The 19,511-nt window shown below is 60.6% G+C and carries 13 protein-coding genes and 2 pseudogenes; 8 read left to right on the top strand and 7 right to left on the bottom strand.

What is annotated here, in order from left to right; translation table 11 throughout:
* The first annotated feature begins 245 nt into the window (after window positions 1-245).
* From AWB69_RS22975 to AWB69_RS22965, 3 genes are read left to right on the top strand one after another with little or no spacing between them, the layout of a single operon-like run.
* Entirely contained in the window at window positions 246-1,016 is a 771-nt protein-coding gene (locus tag AWB69_RS22975; protein ID WP_062089055.1) for a putative hydro-lyase, read from the top strand.
* A gap of 28 nt (window positions 1,017-1,044) precedes the next feature.
* A complete protein-coding gene (locus AWB69_RS22970; RefSeq protein WP_062089053.1) occupies window positions 1,045-2,349 on the top strand; it encodes an MFS transporter in 1,305 nt (434 codons plus the stop codon).
* Window positions 2,350-2,376: 27 nt separating this feature from the next.
* Window positions 2,377-6,018, top strand: coding sequence for a hydantoinase B/oxoprolinase family protein (locus tag AWB69_RS22965; protein WP_062089051.1), 3,642 nt, complete (start codon window positions 2,377-2,379; stop codon window positions 6,016-6,018).
* Between the two features lie 59 nt (window positions 6,019-6,077).
* On the opposite strand, the gene AWB69_RS22960 is transcribed toward AWB69_RS22965, so the two are convergent.
* Window positions 6,078-8,009, bottom strand: a complete 1,932-nt coding sequence (locus tag AWB69_RS22960) for a potassium transporter Kup (protein ID WP_062089049.1) — start codon at window positions 8,007-8,009, stop codon at window positions 6,078-6,080.
* A gap of 447 nt (window positions 8,010-8,456) precedes the next feature.
* On the opposite strand from AWB69_RS22960, the gene AWB69_RS22955 reads away from it, so the two are divergent.
* A complete protein-coding gene (locus AWB69_RS22955) occupies window positions 8,457-10,193 on the top strand; it encodes a S10 family peptidase (protein WP_231937204.1) in 1,737 nt (578 codons plus the stop codon).
* 63 nt (window positions 10,194-10,256) lie between these two features.
* Here AWB69_RS22955 and AWB69_RS22950 read toward each other — a convergent pair whose 3' ends face one another.
* From AWB69_RS22950 to AWB69_RS22940, 3 genes and pseudogenes are all read right to left on the bottom strand, one after another.
* Window positions 10,257-10,718 (bottom strand): Lrp/AsnC family transcriptional regulator, encoded by a 462-nt coding sequence (locus AWB69_RS22950; RefSeq protein ID WP_062089159.1) that lies wholly within the window; start codon window positions 10,716-10,718, stop codon window positions 10,257-10,259.
* Window positions 10,719-10,843: 125 nt separating this feature from the next.
* Window positions 10,844-11,296, bottom strand: coding sequence for an ester cyclase (locus AWB69_RS22945; RefSeq protein WP_062089045.1), 453 nt, complete (start codon window positions 11,294-11,296; stop codon window positions 10,844-10,846).
* A 149-nt stretch (window positions 11,297-11,445) separates the two neighbouring features.
* Window positions 11,446-12,298, bottom strand: a pseudogene (locus AWB69_RS22940) (oxidoreductase).
* A gap of 133 nt (window positions 12,299-12,431) precedes the next feature.
* Here AWB69_RS22940 and AWB69_RS22935 point away from each other — a divergent pair.
* The 3 genes and pseudogenes from AWB69_RS22935 to AWB69_RS50825 all read left to right on the top strand — a co-directional run bounded on the left by AWB69_RS22935 (window position 12,432) and on the right by AWB69_RS50825 (window position 13,671).
* Window positions 12,432-13,337: a LysR family transcriptional regulator gene (locus tag AWB69_RS22935; RefSeq protein ID WP_062089043.1), complete on the top strand. Its 906-nt coding sequence runs from the start codon at window positions 12,432-12,434 to the stop codon at window positions 13,335-13,337.
* A gap of 15 nt (window positions 13,338-13,352) precedes the next feature.
* Window positions 13,353-13,532, top strand: a pseudogene (locus AWB69_RS50830) (alkaline phosphatase family protein); the annotation flags it as partial.
* Window positions 13,533-13,548: 16 nt separating this feature from the next.
* Window positions 13,549-13,671 (top strand): hypothetical protein, encoded by a 123-nt coding sequence (locus AWB69_RS50825; RefSeq protein WP_407923051.1) that lies wholly within the window; start codon window positions 13,549-13,551, stop codon window positions 13,669-13,671.
* A 111-nt stretch (window positions 13,672-13,782) separates the two neighbouring features.
* Here the strand turns inward: AWB69_RS50825 and AWB69_RS22930 are convergent, their stop codons facing one another.
* On the bottom strand, window positions 13,783-14,124 hold the full coding sequence (locus tag AWB69_RS22930) for an NUDIX domain-containing protein (RefSeq protein ID WP_062089041.1): 342 nt from the start codon (window positions 14,122-14,124) through the stop codon (window positions 13,783-13,785).
* 5 nt (window positions 14,125-14,129) lie between these two features.
* On the bottom strand, window positions 14,130-16,028 hold the full coding sequence (locus AWB69_RS22925; protein ID WP_062089039.1) for a potassium transporter Kup: 1,899 nt from the start codon (window positions 16,026-16,028) through the stop codon (window positions 14,130-14,132).
* 312 nt (window positions 16,029-16,340) lie between these two features.
* Here AWB69_RS22925 and AWB69_RS22920 point away from each other — a divergent pair, with 312 nt between their 5' ends.
* Complete coding sequence (locus tag AWB69_RS22920; protein WP_062089037.1) at window positions 16,341-16,967, top strand: ParB-like protein; 627 nt, start codon at window positions 16,341-16,343, stop codon at window positions 16,965-16,967.
* A 117-nt stretch (window positions 16,968-17,084) separates the two neighbouring features.
* On the opposite strand, the gene rpoD is transcribed toward AWB69_RS22920, so the two are convergent.
* Window positions 17,085-19,073, bottom strand: coding sequence for an RNA polymerase sigma factor RpoD (gene rpoD / locus AWB69_RS22915; RefSeq protein ID WP_062089036.1), 1,989 nt, complete (start codon window positions 19,071-19,073; stop codon window positions 17,085-17,087).
* Window positions 19,074-19,511: the final 438 nt, after the last annotated feature.

Below are 19,511 nucleotides of genomic sequence, written 5' to 3'. Positions count from 1 at the left end.
GTGCTTCGGCGCGCCTGCGTCCGCGCGTTAAAACACCGTGCACAAAGGCCTGCAGCCTCGCTCGGCACCCGTTCATTCGACTGCGGGCGCCAAGTCCGCTACGTGAAAACCCGCACGAAACCGTTAAGAAAATCTTAACGCATGCGAGCGGAATAACTCGCTGGCGCCACTTTTTTTGCGGCCCTAACCTGCATCTCGTCACTTGTTTCGTCGCCATTTCATTGCATTCGTGAGGGACCTGAACCATGCCGCACCTTTTCCGCCAGCAAGTCCGCAGCAAGCGTTTTACCGGTCCCACGGCCGGTCACTGCGGCGAGTTCGCGCAAGCCAATCTCGCCATCATCCCAAGCGTTTATGCAGAGGATTTCCTGCGTTTTTGCGTGCGAAACCCCAAGGCGTGCCCGCTGCTGGGCGTAGGCGAACCGGGCCAGTGGAACGTGCCGGCGCTGGGCCGCGACCTCGATATCCGCACCGACGTTCCCGGCTACAACGTGTATCGCGACGGCGTGCTGTGCGAGCAACCCGACGATATCGTCGAACTCTGGCGCGATGATCTGGTGGTGTTCGCCATAGGGTGCTCGTTTTCATTCGAACAGATGCTGGCGCGCGAACGCATCCCGTTGCGGCATGTGGATGAAGGCGTCAATGTGCCGATGTTCCGCACGAATATTACGAATCAGGCGGCTGGGCCGTTTGGCGGCAGGCTGGTCGTCTCCATGCGTCCCATGAGCGGTGCGCATGCGGTGCGCGCTGTCCAGATCACGAGCCGGTTCCCTTCCGTGCACGGTGCGCCAGTGCATCTGGGCAGCCCGGCAGTGCTGGGTATTGAAGATCTGATGCAGCCCGACTACGGTCAACCGGTTTCCATTCACGAACATGAGATACCCGTGTTCTGGGCGTGCGGCGTGACGCCGCAAAGCGCGATCGAAAGCGCCCGGTTGCCGTTCGCGATTGCGCATCGGCCGGGTCACATGCTCATGACCGACATCCCCAACTCATCGCTCGCTGTGCTCTGAGCGCACGCTCACGAACCCTGGAGAGAACATGACTACTGAAGCACGCTATGCGAGCACGCAGGTTGAAGCGCTGCCCGACGAACCCGCCAGCAGCGGCATGTTCGGCTGGTACAAACACACCACCCCAAGCGAGAAGCGCGCGTTCTGGAGCTGCAAGATAGGCTATGGACTCGACGCCATGGACACGCAGTTCCTGAGCTTCGTAATCCCTACGCTGATAGCAACCTGGGGCTTGAGCAAGGGCGAGGCCGGATTGATCGGCACAGTAACGCTGCTGACCTCAGCACTGGGCGGTTGGGTGGCGGGCATTCTGTCGGATCGCATCGGCCGCGTGAAAACGCTGCAGATCACCATCCTCTGGTTTGCGTTTTTCACGCTCGTCTGCGCGTTCGCCCAGAACTACACGCAGTTGCTGGTCGCTCGTGGCTTGATGGGCTTCGGCTTCGGCGGCGAGTGGACCGCAGGTGCGGTGCTGATCGGCGAGGTCATCCGGCCGCGCGATCGCGGCAAGGCCGTGGGCATGGTGCAGGCAGGCTGGGCAATCGGCTGGGCCGTCGCCGCCGGTCTCTATACGCTGGTGTTTTCGTTCCTCCCCGGCGACATTGCGTGGCGGGCACTGTTCGCGCTCGGCATCTTGCCCGCGCCATTCGTGATCCTGATCCGCCGTCTGGTCGATGAACCTGAAGTCCACAAGCAGCAGAAACAACGCGAGCTTGAAAGCAACGACCGCAGCTCGTTCCTCGAAATCTTCGGCCCCGGCATCTGGTTCACCACGCTGCGCACAGCAATTCTCGCGACCGGCACGCAAGGCGGCTATTACGCCATCACCACGTGGCTGCCGACCTACCTGAAGACCGAGCAGCACCTTAGCGTGGTCGGCACAGGCGGTTATCTCGCCGTGGTGATCGCCGGATCGTATGCGGGGTACCTGTGCGGTGCATTTCTCAGCGACCGCTTCGGCAGGCGGCTAAACTTCATCGTGTTCTCGCTGGCTTCCATGGTCATCGCGCTGGTCTATACCCGTGTGCCGATGAGCAACACCATGCTTCTGATCCTCGGCTTTCCGCTCGGCTTTTTTGCATCGGGTATCTTTGCCGGCATGGGCGCATTCATGACCGAACTGTTCCCCACCCGCATACGCGGTTCCGGTCAGGGCTTTTGCTACAACTTCGGTCGTGCGGTCGGCGCCACGTTTCCATTTCTGATCGGTTTTGTCGCGCAGAAAATGTCCCTGGGCATCGCGATTGGGACCTTCGCGGCAGCGGCTTACGGCGTAGTGATTCTTGCGGCGCTGACGCTGCCGGAAACGCGCGGCGCCAGGCTTACCTCCTAAGTTATCCTTTGTAATCGGACCACTCTCATGACGCAGGCTGTTTCCACCCCCGTCCCTCACGACCGCCGCTGGCAATTCTGGATCGACCGCGGAGGCACCTTCACCGACATCGTCGCGCGCCGCCCCGACGGCCGTATCGTCACGCACAAGGTATTGTCGGAGAACCCCGAGCGATATCGCGACGCCGCCGTGCATGGCATCCGCGAGTTACTGGGTATCGCAAGCCATGAAGCCGTGCCGGCCGAACTGATCGACAGCGTGCGCATGGGCACCACGGTCGCGACCAACGCGCTGCTTGAACGCAAGGGGGCGCCAACGGTGCTCGCGATCACGAAAGGCTTCGCCGATGCACTGCGCATCGCCTATCAAAGCCGGCCGAAGCTGTTCGTGCGGCAGATCGAATTGCCCACGCTGCTGTACGAGCAAGTTGTCGAGATCGATGAACGGATTGGCGCGCGTGGCGAAGTCGTGCGGGAACTCGACGTCGAACAGGCCCGCCAGGCGTTGCAATGCGCCTTCGATAACGGCATCCGTTCCTGCGCAATCGTGCTGATGCATGGCTACCGTTACACCGCGCATGAACAAAAGCTCAAGGAGCTTGCGGAACAAATTGGTTTTGCGCAGATCTCGGTCAGTCACGAAGTCAGCCCGCTGATGAAGCTGGTATCGCGCGGCGACACCACGGTGGTCGATGCATACCTCTCCCCCATCCTGCGCCGTTACGTAGGGCAGGTTGAAGCCGACCTCGGCGCGGTGCCGCTGCAGTTCATGCAGAGCAATGGCGGCCTCACCGACGCCCACCGTTTCCAGGGCAAGGACGCGATCCTGTCGGGACCGGCCAGCGGCATCGTGGGGGCGGCACAGGTGTCCAAGCTCGCAGGTTTTGACAAGATCATCGGCTTTGACATGGGCGGTACATCGACCGACGTGACGCACTACGCCGGTGAATACGAGCGCGAGTTCGCCACCGAAGTGGCAGGCGTTCGCATCCGTGCACCGATGATGAAGATCCACACGGTCGCAGCGGGCGGCGGTTCGATCTGCAGCTTCGACGGTGCGCGTTTTCGCGTCGGCCCGCAGAGCGCGGGGGCGAATCCCGGACCGGCTTCGTACCGGCGCGGCGGCCCGCTGACGGTGACGGACTGCAACGTGATGACCGGCAAGATCAGCGCGCGCTGGTTCCCGCGCGTATTCGGGCCGAACGGCGACCTGCCGCTCGACGCCGACGTCGTGCAACGCAAGTTCGCCGAAGTGGCGGCGGCAATGGAAGACGCAACCGGCGTCGCGCGAACGCCCGAAGAAATTGCGGAAGGGTTCCTGAAGATCGCGGTGGAAAACATGGCGAACGCGATCAAGCAGATCTCCGTACAGCGCGGCTACGATGTGACCCACTACACGCTCGCGTGTTTTGGCGGCGCGGGCGGTCAGCATGCGTGCCTGGTCGCGGACGCACTTGGCATGACCCGTGTGTTCATCCATCCGCTGGCGGGCGTGCTGTCGGCGTACGGCATGGGTCTCGCCGATGTCCGCGCACTGCGGCAACAGGCGCTTGAAACGCCGCTCGACCGCGCAGCGCTCACCGCTTGCGATCACACGTTCGAACCGCTTGAAACGGCAGCGCGAAACGAAGTCGCCGAGCAACGCATTCCTGTCGGCAACATCGCGTTGCGGCGCACGCTGCATATCAAATACGACGGCACGGACACTGCGCTCGAAATCGACTTCTCGACGGAAGCGGCGAAGATCACGGACACGTTCGAGCGCTTGTATCGCGCGCGTTATGGCTTTCTCATGCCAAACAAGACGCTGATCATCGAAGCCGTCGCGGTCGAAGCTATCGGCCGCACGCAGGACGCTGAAGACGAACAATGGCCGCTGGCCGAGCAGGCATCGGTGAATCCGGAAGCGCTTGCGACCACGCGCATTTTCTCGGGCGGCGAGTGGCGCGATACCCCTGTCTTCGATCGCGATGCACTGGCGCCCGGCGCGCGTATCGACGGCCCGGCGATCGTCAACGAGCGCACCGGGACAACGGTGGTCGAACCGGGCTGGCAAGTCGTGGTGAGCAGGCACAACCATCTCGTGGTTGAACGCACGACCGCGCTCGTCAATCGTCATGCTGCCGGTACGCAAGCGGACCCTGTGCTGCTTGAGGTGTTCAACAACCTGTTCATGTCGATTGCCGAACAGATGGGCGTGACGCTGGCGAACACGTCGTACTCGGTGAATATCAAGGAACGTCTCGACTTTTCGTGCGCGCTCTTCGACACCGGCGGCAACCTGATCGCCAACGCGCCGCATATGCCGGTGCATCTTGGATCGATGGGCGAAAGCGTGCAAACGATCATCGACCGGCGTGCGGGCACCATGCAAGCCGGCGATGTCTACGTCCTCAATGCGCCGTACGCGGGCGGCACGCATCTGCCGGACGTGACCGTCATCATGCCGGTGTTCGTCGATGCCAGTCCCACGCCGACATTCTATGTGGCGGCGCGCGGACATCATGCGGATATCGGCGGCATCACGCCCGGCTCCATGCCGCCCGACTCCACGCACGTGGACCAGGAAGGCGTGTTGCTCGACAACATTCAACTCGTGGCGCAAGGGCGTTTTCTCGACCATGAAATACGCGGCCTGCTGACCTCCGGCCCGTATCCGGTGCGCAACGTCGAGCAGAACCTGGCCGACCTGCGCGCGCAAGTCGCCGCCTGCACGAAGGGCGCGCAGGAGCTTGAACGCATGTGCGGGCAGTTCGGCCTGGATGTCGTGCGCGCTTATATGCGGCACGTGCAGGACAACGCGGAAGAAGTCGTGCGGCGGACGCTTTCGGTATTGAAGGACGGCCGCTTCGAATATGCGCTCGACGACGGCGCGAAGATCGTGGTGGCGGTATCGATCAACCACGAAACGCGATCGGCCGTGATCGACTTCGAGGGCACGAGCGCGCAGCAGCCGAACAACTACAACGCGCCATCGGCGATCTGCAAGGCAGCGGTGCTGTATGTGTTCCGCACGCTGGTAGACGACGATATCCCGCTTAATGCCGGCTGCCTGAAGCCGCTGGAGATCCGCATTCCGGCGGGATCGATGCTCAACCCGCACTATCCGGCAGCGGTGGTGGCGGGCAATGTCGAGACCTCGCAGGTCGTCACCGACGCCCTCTACGGTGCGCTCGGCGTAATGGCCGGGGCACAGGGCACGATGAACAACTTCACCTTCGGCAACGAGCAGTTCCAGTACTACGAGACCATCTGCGGCGGCGCAGGCGCCGGCCCCGTATTTGATGGTTGCAGCGCGGTCCAGACGCACATGACGAACTCGCGCCTGACCGACCCGGAGGTGCTCGAGTGGCGCTTTCCGGTACGTCTGGACGACTTCCGCATCCGGCGCGGCAGCGGTGGTGCGGGGCTGCATGCGGGCGGCGACGGCACCGAACGGCGGGTACGTTTCCTCGCGCCCATGACCGCCGTGATCCTGTCCAACCGGCGTCGTGTCGCACCGTTCGGACTCGCGGGCGGCAAGCCGGGTGCGCTCGGGGTGAACTGGGTCGAACGAGCGGGCGGGACCGGGCATGAAACCTTCGGCGCGCACCATCAGGCGCAGATGAATCCCGACGATGTCTTTGTCATCCAGACGCCAGGTGGTGGTGGCTACGGCGAAGAGCGGTGAAGTCTGCTGGCCGCCTCGCTGTTTGCGAGGCGGCCAGCAGATAATTAAGCATCCGAACCTTAAATCTCCACCTTTGATCCGAATTCAACCACGCGGTTAGTCGGCAACTTGAGATACGCAGAAACGTTGCCGACGTTGTGGAGCATCACGCCGAACAATCGCTCTCGCCACAGCGCCATGCACCGTTCCCTCTCTTGCTTGGGTATCACGGTCGCTCGGCTCAGGAAGTAGGACGTCTCCGACTGCTCGAACACAAGGCCGTGTGCCTTGCATGCTTCAAGGGCGCGCGGCAAGTTGACCTCGTCCTTGAAGCCGTATGAGATCGTGATGTGATAGCAGTCGCTGCACAGCAATCGCACCGACACCCGCTGGCGCTCCGGAACCCACGGAACCTCCTTGTTCGCCACCGTCAGGAACACCACTCGCCGGTGCAGTACCTGGTTATGCATGAGGTTGTTCAGGAGCGCATGCGGCACGCCATTGGGATCGGGCGAGAGGAAAATCGCCGTCCCGCTGACCCGCACCGGCGAGCGCGCCAGCAGCCCTTCAAGGAACGGCTTCAGCGGTGTAGTCCCGGCCCGTACCTTGGCTTCCCCCAGCATGATTTCCCATCCACGTCCCCAGGTGGTCATGACGGCAAACATGAGCAACCCGATAGCGAGCGGGAACCAGCCGCCCTGCGTGATCTTGAGCAGATTGGCCGAGAAGAATGTAGCGTCGATCACAAAGAAAAATACCGTGGCACCCACGCACAGAAACCAGTTGTAATGCCACGCATAACGCACCACGAAAAACGTGAGCATGGTCGTGATGAGCATGGTGCCGGTAACGGCAATACCGTAGGCCGACCCCAGTGCAGTCGATGAACCGAAGCCGATCACCGCCGCCACCACGGCGACCAGCAAGGTCCAGTTGATGCCCGGAACGTAGATCTGCCCTATCTCCTTCGCCGACGTGTACACCACGTTCATACGCGGCAGGAAGCCTAGTTGCATGGCCTGCTTGGTCATCGAATAGGTGCCTGAAATCACGGCTTGCGAGGCGATCACCGTGGCTATCGTCGACAACACCACCATGGGATAAAGCGACCATACCGGGAACAATCGATAAAACGGATTTTGCACGGCGGACGGATCGGCCAGCAACAGCGCGCCCTGACCCAGGTAATTCAATGCGAGCGCCGGGAATACCAGGCCGAACCACGTGAGCCGGATCGGCTGCGTGCCGAAATGCCCCATGTCGGCATATAGCGCCTCCGCCCCGGTCAGCGAGAGCACGACGGCCCCCAGCGCAACGAACGCCAACCACCGGTGATGCAGGCAGAATGCCAGCCCCGCGAGCGGATTGAGCGAGACCAGGATATGCGGCGCATTCATGATCTGAATGAGCCCCGCCCCGGCCAGCACAATGAACCACACCACCATGATCGGCCCGAACACCGCGCCAATGCCGGACGTCCCGTGCTTTTGCATCATGAACAACGTGATCAGCGCGGCCAGCGTAATGGGGATGACATAGGGCTTGAGCAGCGGCGTTGCGACCTGCAACCCTTCAACGGCACTCAGCACCGAGATGGCGGGCGTAATCACGCCATCGCCGTAAAACAGCGCCGCGCCCATCACACCGACGGCCAGCAGGACATGACGGAGTCGCGGACGACTCGCCACCGACGACGCGGCAAGCGCCAGCAGCGCCATGATCCCGCCCTCGCCGTGGTTGTTCGCACGCAGGATGAGCGTCACGTACTTGAGCGAAACGACCACCGTCAGCGACCAGAAGATCAGCGAGACAATGCCGATCACATTGGCCGGTTCCAGCTTCAACCCGTTGGCGGGATCGAAGACTGTCTGCAGGGTGTACAGCGGACTCGTGCCTATGTCGCCATAAACCACGCCAAGGGCAGCCAGCGCCAGGCCATATACTGCCGGCCGGTGCGGCTGGGGCTCGCCGACGTTCTCAGCGCCGGTTGCAGCGGGTGCATGTAGTCCCATGTCTCCTCCAGATGGCCGCCGCCGGGAGCCTTTGGCTCCCGCGGTACGGATCGTCCGTCTGCTTGTTGGCGCGATCCGAAGCCGGCTTAATTGTCAGGCGAAAAGCGGTTTGTTATCTCTGGTGTTCCAAGTATAGGAAAGCGTAAGCGGATCGGCGAATCGATCTCGCGTCCCGCTGCATCGAGGTAACGCGCTAAGGGTTAACTCAAATGCTGACGGCTTCATGTCGTGTTTGTGACCGCCAAGCACCTTGGCTGACACTACGGCTTCGAAATACTTACATGCGCGCCGACGGATCCCGCGTCGTCACTCCGATGACAACAATGTTATTGACTGGACGGGTTGGCTTATCGAGAATCCAGCCAGCACCTACAGAAAACAAAAACAGCCGGGACCCAGATGCGCGCTTGTTTCTACCCAGTAGTCAGCAGCCTGATAAGCGGTCTGATGAGCAGTCTGATCGTGCTTGGCCTCGCCGGCGGTCCGGCCGCCGTCATGGCTCAGGAAACCAGCGCGGCACCCGCTGACACCCCAGCTGCGCCCGTCGACATGCAGGAACCGCCCGCCTCATCGCCTGGCGGCACACGCGTGCGCCCGGACGAGACAAACCCCGTCACCCAAGCGAACGCCGTCGCCGCGTCCGACGCGAACGTCAACCCTGCTCGCCGCAACCGCGCAAACGCCGCGCGAACGGCGGCAGCGGCCAGCGACGCCGCCAGCGAAACGAAAGCCGACACCCTGATACCGGTCCCGCCGGAAACCAAGTCGGTCACGCAACATTCGATCCGGCTCGACGGCCGCAAGATCGACTACACGGCAACGGCCGGCAATCTGCTTTTGCGCAACAACGCGGACCAGGCCGAGGCCAGCGTCTTTTATGTCGCCTACACCGCGAATACGAAAAACACCGCCACGCGTCCCATCACGTTTCTTTTTAACGGCGGCCCGGGCGCGGGCAGCGTCTTTCTGTTGATGGGATCGTTCGGACCCAAGCGTGCCCATACGTCGAGTCCGGCCATCACGGCGCCGGCGCCCTATGTGCTTGCGGACAATCCGGACAGCCTGCTCGACACCACCGACCTGGTCTTCATCGATGCACCCGGTGCAGGCTTCTCGAGAATCGTGGGCCACGCAACCGGGAAGCGCTTCTGGGGCGTAGATGAAGACCTGGATGCGTTCGAACACTTTATCGAGCGCTACCTGAGCGTGAACCAGCGCTGGAATTCGCCGAAGTACCTGCTTGGGGAATCGTATGGAACGGCGCGCGCCGCCATGCTTGCGTATCGTCTGAGCCAGAGCAATATTGCATTGAACGGGGTCGTGTTGATGTCCTCCGTCCTCAACTCGGGCGCGCACGCGGAGGGAACGGATCTGGAGGCGGAGAGCTACTTGCCGACCTATGCAGCTATTGCCTGGTATCACGACAAGATCACGCCCAAACCGCCAAGCTTGCCGGCGTTCCTCGATGAGGTCCGCGCGTTCGCTTCCGGCCCCTACGCGCAAGCGTTAGCGGCGGGGGACTCACTGCCCGATTCGGAGCGCGACGCAATCGCCGCACGTGTGGCGCATTACACCGGCCTTGATGTGAATTACGTCAAGCAGACGCGGCTGCAAATCTGGCCGTCGCGGTTTCGCAAGCAACTGCTGAGAGACGAATCGCGCACCGTGGGCCGCTACGATGCGCGCTTCGAGGGTATTGACTTCGATGACGCCGACGGACGCCCCGACTACGATCCGTCGGTGACCAGCGTGTCGAGCGCCTTCGATGCAGCGTTGCACGAGCATCTGGCGCAAGACCTGCACTTCGACGCGAAGGATACGTATCGTGTATTCAACGACGAAGCGCTAAAGCAATGGAACTGGAAACATCGCGAGTGGTGGGGGGAGCAGCTTATGCTGCCCTATGCGGCAGCTGACCTGGCTGAGGCGATGCGGCAGAATCCCCGCTTGCGCGTGCTGTCGCTCAACGGCTATTTCGATCTGGCAACACCGTTCTTCCAGACCGAATACGATCTGGCGCATATGGGACTGGACCCGACGCTGCGGGCGAATGTGCAGCGCACGTATTATCCGACGGGCCACATGATCTATCTCGACGATGCAGCCCTCCATTCGCTCAAGGGCGATCTCGTGCGTTTTTATAGTGCCGGTACGGCGCAAACGCCCAATGCCGGCTCACAATGAACGGGCAATAAGGATAGGCAATAAGAGCCTGTTCGGATTCCTGATGAATAAGCGGTGGATTGCTCAGAGCAATGGTAACCCTGCATCGCGCTTGACCTCGCGCAGCGACAGCGTGGACTCGACTGCCGTGACGCCGGGCAATGTCCGCAATACATCCCGCAGGAACGTCCCATAGTCCTCCAGATCCCGCGCGACAACTTCCAGCAGATAGTCGGCGCTGCCGGAAATGTTGTGACACGAAACAATGCGCGGTATGGCTTGTATTTCGCGTTCGAACCGGTCGGCCAGTTGCCGCTCATGCACGCCAAAACGCACCAGCGTAAATGCGACCAGACCCAGTTTCAATGCGGATTTGGACAGGACCGCACGATACCCTTCAATATAACCTTCCGCTTCCAGCCGCTTGAGGCGGCGAGCGCAAGGCGTTTCGCTCAAGCCCACGGCTTCGGCGAGGCTTGCGTTGGTGGCGCGGCCATCGGCCTGGATCGCTATCAGGATTGCGCGATCTATCTTGTCAAGTTCCATACGGTCCATCCGTCATCCTCCATGGAGGATACGAATGTTAGTGCATTCCGCTAGAGGTCGCGGTCTTCCGACGGGAAATACCTAACCGGCGGATAGGGTCTGATGTAATGAAGCTGCGCCCTTTCCTAGGCGGGACGGTTCGCCAGGCCCGGCGGCAACTCGCCGATTTGCCGGAACAAACCTAGCCAGTCTTCGAGATGCCACGTCTTGGCAATGCGGTCGTCGCGAAGTTCATGAAAAGAATGAATCGCGAAATCGACCACCTTGGACGTGGCCGGAATGCCCATGAGCGGTCCTGACTGCGTGCCCGTGACCTTTGCACGCACGCCGACCATGGCGTCGTGGATCAGGACATCGAGCAGGATGACTTTCATGTCAGGCAACGCATGCAAGAAATTTGCAAGCATGGGTATTATCTGCTCCACGCCGATCGATTCTCCGGATGCGCCCGGAATATACTGCCAGTCGGAAGTGACGGCCGTGCGCAGAAGCTCTATATCCGCATGCTCGATGGCGCGATAAAAGCGCTCGATGACGTCCCTCGTGGCGGCGTGCCCTACCTCGTTCGATACAGTCATGTTCCGTCCTCTCCGGCGCCGGTGAGACGCGCAAGGCCAAGCTGTCGACGTCCCCTCCCTGATGCTGCAAGGGGCTGTGGTTGGTGCAATGATATGCCACTTGGCGGGCGGTTCGCGAGCATGAAACCCAGCGCAACACCACGTCCTCCTCAAACAGGAAAGTCTGTCGAGCGCGACAGCGCCTCCCAGGTCTGAAGCTCCTGCTCGACAAACGCATGCTTCTCGCGAATCCGGGCCAGAGCGTCCGTGCCCAATTGAAGCCGCGAGGGCGGATTCGTGGCGGAGACCAACGTCAACAGTGCTTGCGCGAGCCGCTTGGGGTCGCCCGGCTGGCGATGGTTGTATGCGTTCGCCGACACCCGGACCTTGCCGGCGGTTTCAGCATAATCCGCGATCACATTCTTCGCTTCCATTGCAGACGATGAATCGAGAAAAGTCCGTTCGAAAATAACCGGGCTCGACCACCGTGACATGAATGCCGAGCGGCGCAAGTTCTGCGTGGAGCGCTTCTGAAAGCCCTTCCACTGCGAACTTGGTCGAACCGTACACACCGAAACCCGCACCGACCCTATACCCGCCAAGCGACGACATATTGATCACATGCCCCGAACGCTGGCTGCGCATTTGCGGCAGCACGGCGCGCGTGACGTTGAGCAAACCCATCACGTTGGTGTCGAAAATACTGCGGACCTCCTCGGCGCTGGTCTCTTCAACCGCCCCTGCCAAACCATAACCGGCATTGTTGACCAGCACATCGATGCGGCCGAAATGCTCCACCGCCAGCTTGACGGCGTGATGCGCCGCGGACTCGCTGGTGACATCGAGGTCTACAGCCAGGAGGCCCGGCTGCAAGCCGAGTGCATGGGTGACGGCACTCGACTTGCGCGCCGTGGCAACCACGGCGTCACCTTGAGCAAGCGCCGCAGCGGTGATCTCAGCGCCTATTCCACGCGATGCGCCGGTGATCATCCAAACGCGTTTGAAGCTTGTTTGCGGGGTCATGTCGAACCTCTCCGGTCGGAACGGCCACCGGGAATCCGGTTGCCATGACGCACATCCTACGCATCCGATTCAGCTTGAAAAAGCGTATCGAGGTACATTCGCCATGAACCAAGAGTTCATAATGGAGCAGTGCATGGACAAGGATCTTCTGGACGGCGTGGCCATGTTCCTGGCGGTGGCCGAGCACAAGAGCTTCACGACCGCGGCCGCTCGCCTGCAGGTTTCGCCCACGGCGGTCAGTAAATCGATCCGGCTGCTCGAGCGGCGTCACGGCGTGACGCTGTTTCAGCGCACCACCCGGAAAGTCGCGTTGACCGACGCAGGGGTATCGCTGTTCGAGCGCTTGCGTCCGGCTGTGGAAGACATCGACGGTGCGTTTGAAGCGCTCAACAGTTTTCGTGACAATGCTTCCGGCACGCTGCGCATCACGATGACCCGTTCTGCCTGCACGCTGCTGATCGAGCCAATGATCGAACAGTTTCGCGTGGCGCATCCCGACGTGCATCTGGACCTGACGCTCGATGAGGGCGCCGCGGATCTGGTGGAAAGTGGCTTCGATGCCGGCATTCGCCTGGGCGAATCGCTCGCGAAGGACATGGTGGCTTTGCGGCTCACGCCGGACGCGGTCTGGTCGGTGGTCGGCAGCCCTGCGTATTTCGCCAGGGCGGGACGTCCCCGAACGCCGCAGGACCTGATGAATCACGAAGGCATTCAGTATCGCTTCGTCAAATCGGGTGTGGTCCACCGATGGGATTTTCAGGTCGACGGCCGCAAGGTCATGATCGACATCGGCAGCCGCTTGACGGTCAATGATCGAGCAGCCTTGATTAAATTTTCCCGCATGGGGCTTGGGCTTGCGTACGTCGCGGATTTCGAAGCCGGGCGTGAGCTGGCCATAGGAGAACTCGAGCAAGTATTGCTGCCCTTTACTCCTCCCGGCGACGGCCTGTATTTATATTTCCCGGTCCGCACGCAATCGCAGGCAAAGCTAAGGGCATTTATAGATGCCCTAAAGCCGGAGCGCTCAACCAAACGCTAAGCGCTTGCGCCCTTACAGACGCATCACCAGCCGTTCAACTATTTCGCCGATCTGGCGCCGGGCACGACGAGCCGGACGCAGCACTTGCTGGATGGCGGCACGGACGGTGCGGGGTTCATCGCTGCGATCGATGCTGGCACCCTGCCGGCAGTGTCGTTCTATAAACCGCAGGGCAACTTGAACGAACACGCGGGTTAGGAAGAACACGGCCGTGGGCCTGATCACCACCCGGTACTCGTTGCCGAAGCTGCCGGGCCTGACGGCACGCGATGCCGCCATGGTCGCGGCAGGCGGCAAGCCAATGGGCGATCTGACAGCTGCGCTGCAGTTCTGACGCTGAGGTTTTAGATGGCGGCTTGCTAGCCGCCGTGCTGATTGAAGCGCGATGGGGTTGTCGACCCATCGCGTTTTTTTAGAGCGTGCGTTACCGGCCCAGGATCCCGTCCTACAGGGACGCTTGCATGCGCTGCCCGGCAAGCGCCAGGGCCTTCTTCGCGACCGTATCTACCGCAAGGCTCTTGACGGTTTCATCGGAGAGCAAGGTTTCCATATCGAACCAACGTGCTTCCGGCGCGTCATCATCTGCAAGCGGTTCACCGGATACCCACTCGCAAAGAACCGCTAGCAGTACGAAATGGCAAGCATCGGCGGAATCCCGATTCGCGCTGATCGCATCGACCGCAGTAAATACCTCAACGGCGTTCGCGATAACGCCCCTCTCTTCACGCAACTCGCCGTGTTGGTGGCCGCGGAGGCAGAAACGGAACTGCCACGCCGCTTCCAGCACCGCCCTTACATGTTGATCTGTCCGCCCAGTTCAACCACGCGATTAGGCGGCAAGCTGTAGTACTCCGCCGCTTGCGCCGCATTGCGGCCGAGGAACGCGAACAGCTTCTCGCGCCAAAGCGCCATCGCCTTGCTTTCGCCAGTCGCACGAATCGTGTCGCGGGCGAGGAAGAACGAGGTGTCGGCGGCGTCGTAGGTCCAGCCGGGAATCTGCTTCTGGATCAGCGTCAGAAGCACCGGCACGTCGGGAATCTCCATGAAGCCGTGACGCACCCTGACCGCATAACAACCATCGCCAAGATCCTCGACCACGGCCTTGTCGGCGTCCCTGACATGGGGCACGTTAGAGGTCGTCCCGGCGAGAAAAATATTCGTCTTGTGCAGCACGCGGTTGTGCTTGAGGTTGTGCATGAACGCCGTCGGGGTCATGCCGGCCACGCCGCCCGGAAATACCGCCGTGCCTTCAACACGCGAAGGCGGGTGGCTGCTCCGGCACAGCGAATGAATGATGTCCTTGAGCGGCAGGTTCTCCGATTTCATCCGGTCGATCAGCGTTTCGCGTCCCTTGTGCCACGTCGTCATGACGGTAAATAACGTAGCGCCGGCGAGCAGCGGAAACCAGCCGCCGTCGAGCACCTTGCTGACGTTACTCGATACAAACACCGCGTCGACAACCGCGAGCGGTCCAATGACAAGCGCCGTTGTCAGCGGCTTCCAGTGCCAGAGGCAATGCGTGATGAAATACATCAGCAGCGTGGTAAGCAGCATGGTGGAAGCCACCGCAATGCCGTACGCGGACGCGAGGTTATCAGATGATTTGAAGTACACCACCAGGAACACGACAGCCGCATACAACGTGAGGTTGATAAACGGCACATAGACCTGCCCGATCTCATGCGTCGACGTATGAACAATCGGAATGCGCGGCAGGAAACCCAGTTGCACGGCTTGCTTCGTCATGGAGAACGCGCCCGAGATCACCGCTTGCGACGCAATGATGGTTGCCGCCGTCGCCAGGATGACGAGCGGGACAAGTCCCCAGCCCGGAGCCGACTCAAAAAACGGTTGCTTGAGCGTGCCAGGATGCATCATGACGAGCGCGCCCTGGCCGAAATAGTTCATGACCAGGCTCGGCCAGACGAGGAACATCCACGCCAGACGAATCGGCTTTTTACCGAAGTGGCCCATGTCCGCATACAGGGCTTCACCGCCGGTCAGCGCGAGAAAAACCGAACCCAGCACAATAAACGCGGTGCCCGGGTTATGCGCCAGGAACGATATCGCGAAAGTGGGCGACGCCGCCTCGAGAATGAGCGGGTGCTCGACGATGTGCAGCAACCCCAGTGCGGCCAATGTCACGAACCAGACCACCATGACCGGCCCGAAGACCTTCCCCACCACACTCGTACCATGCTTCTGGATGGCGAATAAAACCGTTAGGATAACCACCGAAATGGGCACGATCCAGGCAGTGAGCTGGGTGTCGACCAGTGTCACGCCTTCAACCGCCGAAATGACGGAAATGGCCGGCGTAATCATGGAGTCGCCGTAGAACATGGCGGCGCCGAACACACCGAGCGTCAGCAGGACGTTGCGCAAGCGCTCGGGTGCGACACCCGATGCGAGTGCCGTCAGCGCGAGAATACCGCCTTCGCCGTCATTGCCGGCCCGCATCACGAAGCTGACGTACTTGAGCGTGACGACAAGCAGGATTGACCACAGGATCAGCGACACGATGCCGAACACATTAGGCTGACTGACTCCACCCGCGGCCTTGAGACATTCTCTAAGGGTGTAAAGCGGACTTGTGCCGATATCGCCAAAAACAACGCCTACAGCGCCGAGCATTAAAACAGGTGCAGCTTGTTCAACTTTGGTCGAAGTATTTGCGACAGATGCTGACATATGCCTTTCGCTCGTTTTGTTAATCATCACCGCTATCCGGGATCGCCCACAGGCTAACCGGTTTCATCGGCACGGACCTCAGCATTTACACCAAGCGCGCTTCAACATTCTTATTACAACCCCATAACCATAACCGCGAAAAATGACGGTGAGTCATGTAAAAGCCAAAATGCGAAGCACGCGCGTTTGAATAATGTGACCCGGACCAGAATTGGCCAGCACGCACGCGCCGCGCAAACTTGTTGGCTTGCGCTTCGTCGGGTACGCTTGCCGCTTATTAAAGACCCTGCCTCAAGACCCTGCGGACACACCATGAAAAAACTAGTCAGGCTGGAATTGCAGCAGATCCATCCGACGCAGATGACCGCCGGAATGCTGGAAGTCGATGAGAAACGCAAACACTTCGCGTCCCTGTCCGCGGAAGCATTGAAGCAGGCGCTCAAGGCCCTGCCTATTCCGGCCGTGTTGGGCCGGGATGGAACTCACTTCGCGACCGATCATCATCACCTTGCACGGGCGCTGTTCGACGCCCAGATTAATTATGCTTACGTTGAGGTCATGGCGGACCTGTCGAAGCTGAAAGGCGATGCCTTCTGGCTGGAAATGGCGAACCGGCGCTGGGTGCATCCCTATGACGAGCACGGCATCCTGCATGGCATTGCCGCGATTCCGCCTAATGTCTCGGGGCTGATAGACGACCCGTACCGAAGCCTGGCAGCGTTTGTGCGCAACGCCGGTGGCTATATTAAAACGCCGGAACCGTTTGCAGAATTCCAGTGGGCGGATTTCTTCAGGACTCGCGTCCGTTTGTGGAGCACATCGTTTCAGTTCAGCGCCGCCGTGCAGCAGGGGGTGCATCTTGCCAGAAGTCCGGACGCGCTGGTACTGCCGGGGTTCTACAAAAGCAAGGCCGCCGGTGCGGGATCGCCACGCGCGTAACAATGCGCACCGGGAGAGGGCAAGCGTCGCGACAAACGGTGGATCCCCATAAAAAACGCCGTTGGACCCTCTCGGGTTCAACGGCGTTTGTGCTTACGGCAAGCCACTCAGCAAGTCTTAATGTGCCAGGAACGAGCGCAACTTCTCCGACCGGCTGGGATGCACAAGCTTGCGCATCGCCTTGCTTTCAATCTGGCGAATCCGCTCGCGCGTCACATCGAACTGCTTGCCGACTTCTTCCAGCGTATGGTCCGACACGGTGTCGATACCAAAGCGCATGCGCAGCACCTTCGCCTCACGCGGTGACAAGGAGTCCAGCGCGTCCTTGATCGCCAGACGCATGTCGGCGTGCATGGCGGCGTCGGCCGGGGATTCCGTGTTCGAATCTTCGACCATGTCGCCCAGCGTCGTGTCGCCGTCTTCGCCCAAAGGCGTTTCGAGCGAAACCGGCTGCCGCGCGATCTTCAGGATGCTGCGAACCTTCTCTTCCGACAAATCGAGGCGAACCGCCAGCACCGACGGATGCGCTTCCTGCCCCGTCTGCTGCAAGATCTCCCGCGACACGCGGTTCAGCTTGTTGATCGTCTCGATCATGTGAACCGGCACGCGAATGGTCCGGCCCTGATCAGCGAGCGAACGCGTCACAGCCTGACGGACCCACCACGTGGCGTACGTCGAAAACTTCCAGCCACGGCGATATTCGAACTTGTCCACGGCCTTCATCAAGCCGATGTTGCCTTCCTGGATCAGATCCAGGAAATGCATGCCGCGATTCACGTACTTCTTCGCGATCGAGATCACCAGACGCAGGTTCGCTTCCGTCATTTCGCGCTTCGCCTGACGCATCTTGTGCTCGGCGGACGTCATCTGCTTGTTCAGCGCCTTCAGTTGCAACAGCGGCAACATCAGGTTCGACTCGATCTGGATCAGCTTCTCCTGTTCGGCCTGAATTGCCGGCAGGCTACGTTCCAGCGCCTTGCCATAAGCGCTCGAGGTCGCCGCATGACGCGTGGTCCACTCCAGATCCGTCTCGTGGCCCGGGAACACTTCCACGAACTTCTCACGCGGCATGCCCGCCACGTCGACGGCGATCTTCAGGATACGACGCTCGATAGCGCGAACCTGTTCGACCTGCTCGTGGACCTCGGCGCACAAGCGGTCGATGGTACGAGCCGTAAAGCGGATCGTCGCCAGTTCTTGCCGGATATGCTCCTGCACGCTCGGCCAGTCGCCGGTGCGCGAATCGTCTGCGATATAAGCCGTGTGGAATGCGTCGAAATGGTCGCGCACATTCGCGAAAATGGGCAAGCAGTCACGCAGCAAATGCTTGAGCCGCGTTGCGTTCGCACGCGTGGCTTGCTCGTCTTCGCTCTCGCCGTCTTCGTCGTCGCTTTCCGACGCGAGCTCAGCCTCGTCGATTTCGGCGTCGTCGGAATCTGCTACAACGGCGTCTTCGTCCAGCGTGTTGTCCTTGAAGCCGTCGACCAGCTCGTCGATGCGCAACTCGCCCGCGACAATCTTGTCCACGGTCGTAAGCAGCGTGATCACGGTCGACGGGCACGTGAACGCCGCCTTGATCATCTCGCCGAGGCCGTCTTCAATGCGCTTCGCGATCTCGATCTCGCCCGCACGGGTCAGCAGTTCGGTGCTGCCCATTTCGCGCATATACATACGCACGGGATCGGTCGTCCGGCCAAATTCCGAGTCGACGGTCGCCAGCGTGACTTCCGCTTCTTCGTCCGATTGCTCGTCCGATACCGCAGCGGGAGCGGAATCGTTCAGCAGCAGCGTCTCGGAGTCCGGCGCTTCTTCGTAGACGGCCACGCCCATGTCGCGGAAGGTGCTGACAATGGTTTCGATAGCCGACGTCTGAGCAAAGTTACCCGGCAGGTGATCGTTGATCTCTGCGTGGGTCAGGAACCCTTGCTGTTTTCCCAGTTGAATCAACGCGCGCATCTGGCGTTGACGCTCATCGGCCTGCTCGGGCGAGCAGACGCTTTCGTCTATTGGCCGCGACAACTTGTCCGCAGACCCACGGCGGGCTTTCGATTTTTTTGCAGGAACGCCGTTGCCGGCGGTAGATTCGGTTGGATCAAAACTTGTCATACATTTCCTCGACAGCTTTGCTCTGTAATAACAAACCAGTGCACAAGCGGTTAGACACGAGCACTACCGTGACGACCGACGGGATCATCACCTCGGGTTCAGCTATTCAGCAACTTCGATGCGTTGATTCGAGCAAAACTGAATCAGTTTGGAGGCGGGGCGCGCTAACGAGCGCAGTATTCGCGCGGGTCGTACAGTTTATAGCAACTTGGTTGCGACTAGTGAGGTAAACGCCAATATCAGGCGTATCTAGTAGCCGAGCGCAGCAAAACTACAACATTTAGCTCGGACAAGCACTCATTTGCGGACGAATCAGCCCGAATCAAGGCTGCAAAAGCCACTTGAGACATCTCATCGAGCCTGAAAAATGCGGCATTAATCCGACCCCGATTAATGCCTTTGCTCATTGACCGGACGATTTTCGACGACTTTGGCTCT

Origin of the sequence: Caballeronia udeis (assembly GCF_001544555.2) — a bacterium.
In the GTDB taxonomy this organism is placed as follows: domain Bacteria; phylum Pseudomonadota; class Gammaproteobacteria; order Burkholderiales; family Burkholderiaceae; genus Caballeronia; species Caballeronia udeis.
Note: the sequence above shows the minus strand (reverse complement) of the source record. Positions and strands in the feature narration are given on the sequence as shown.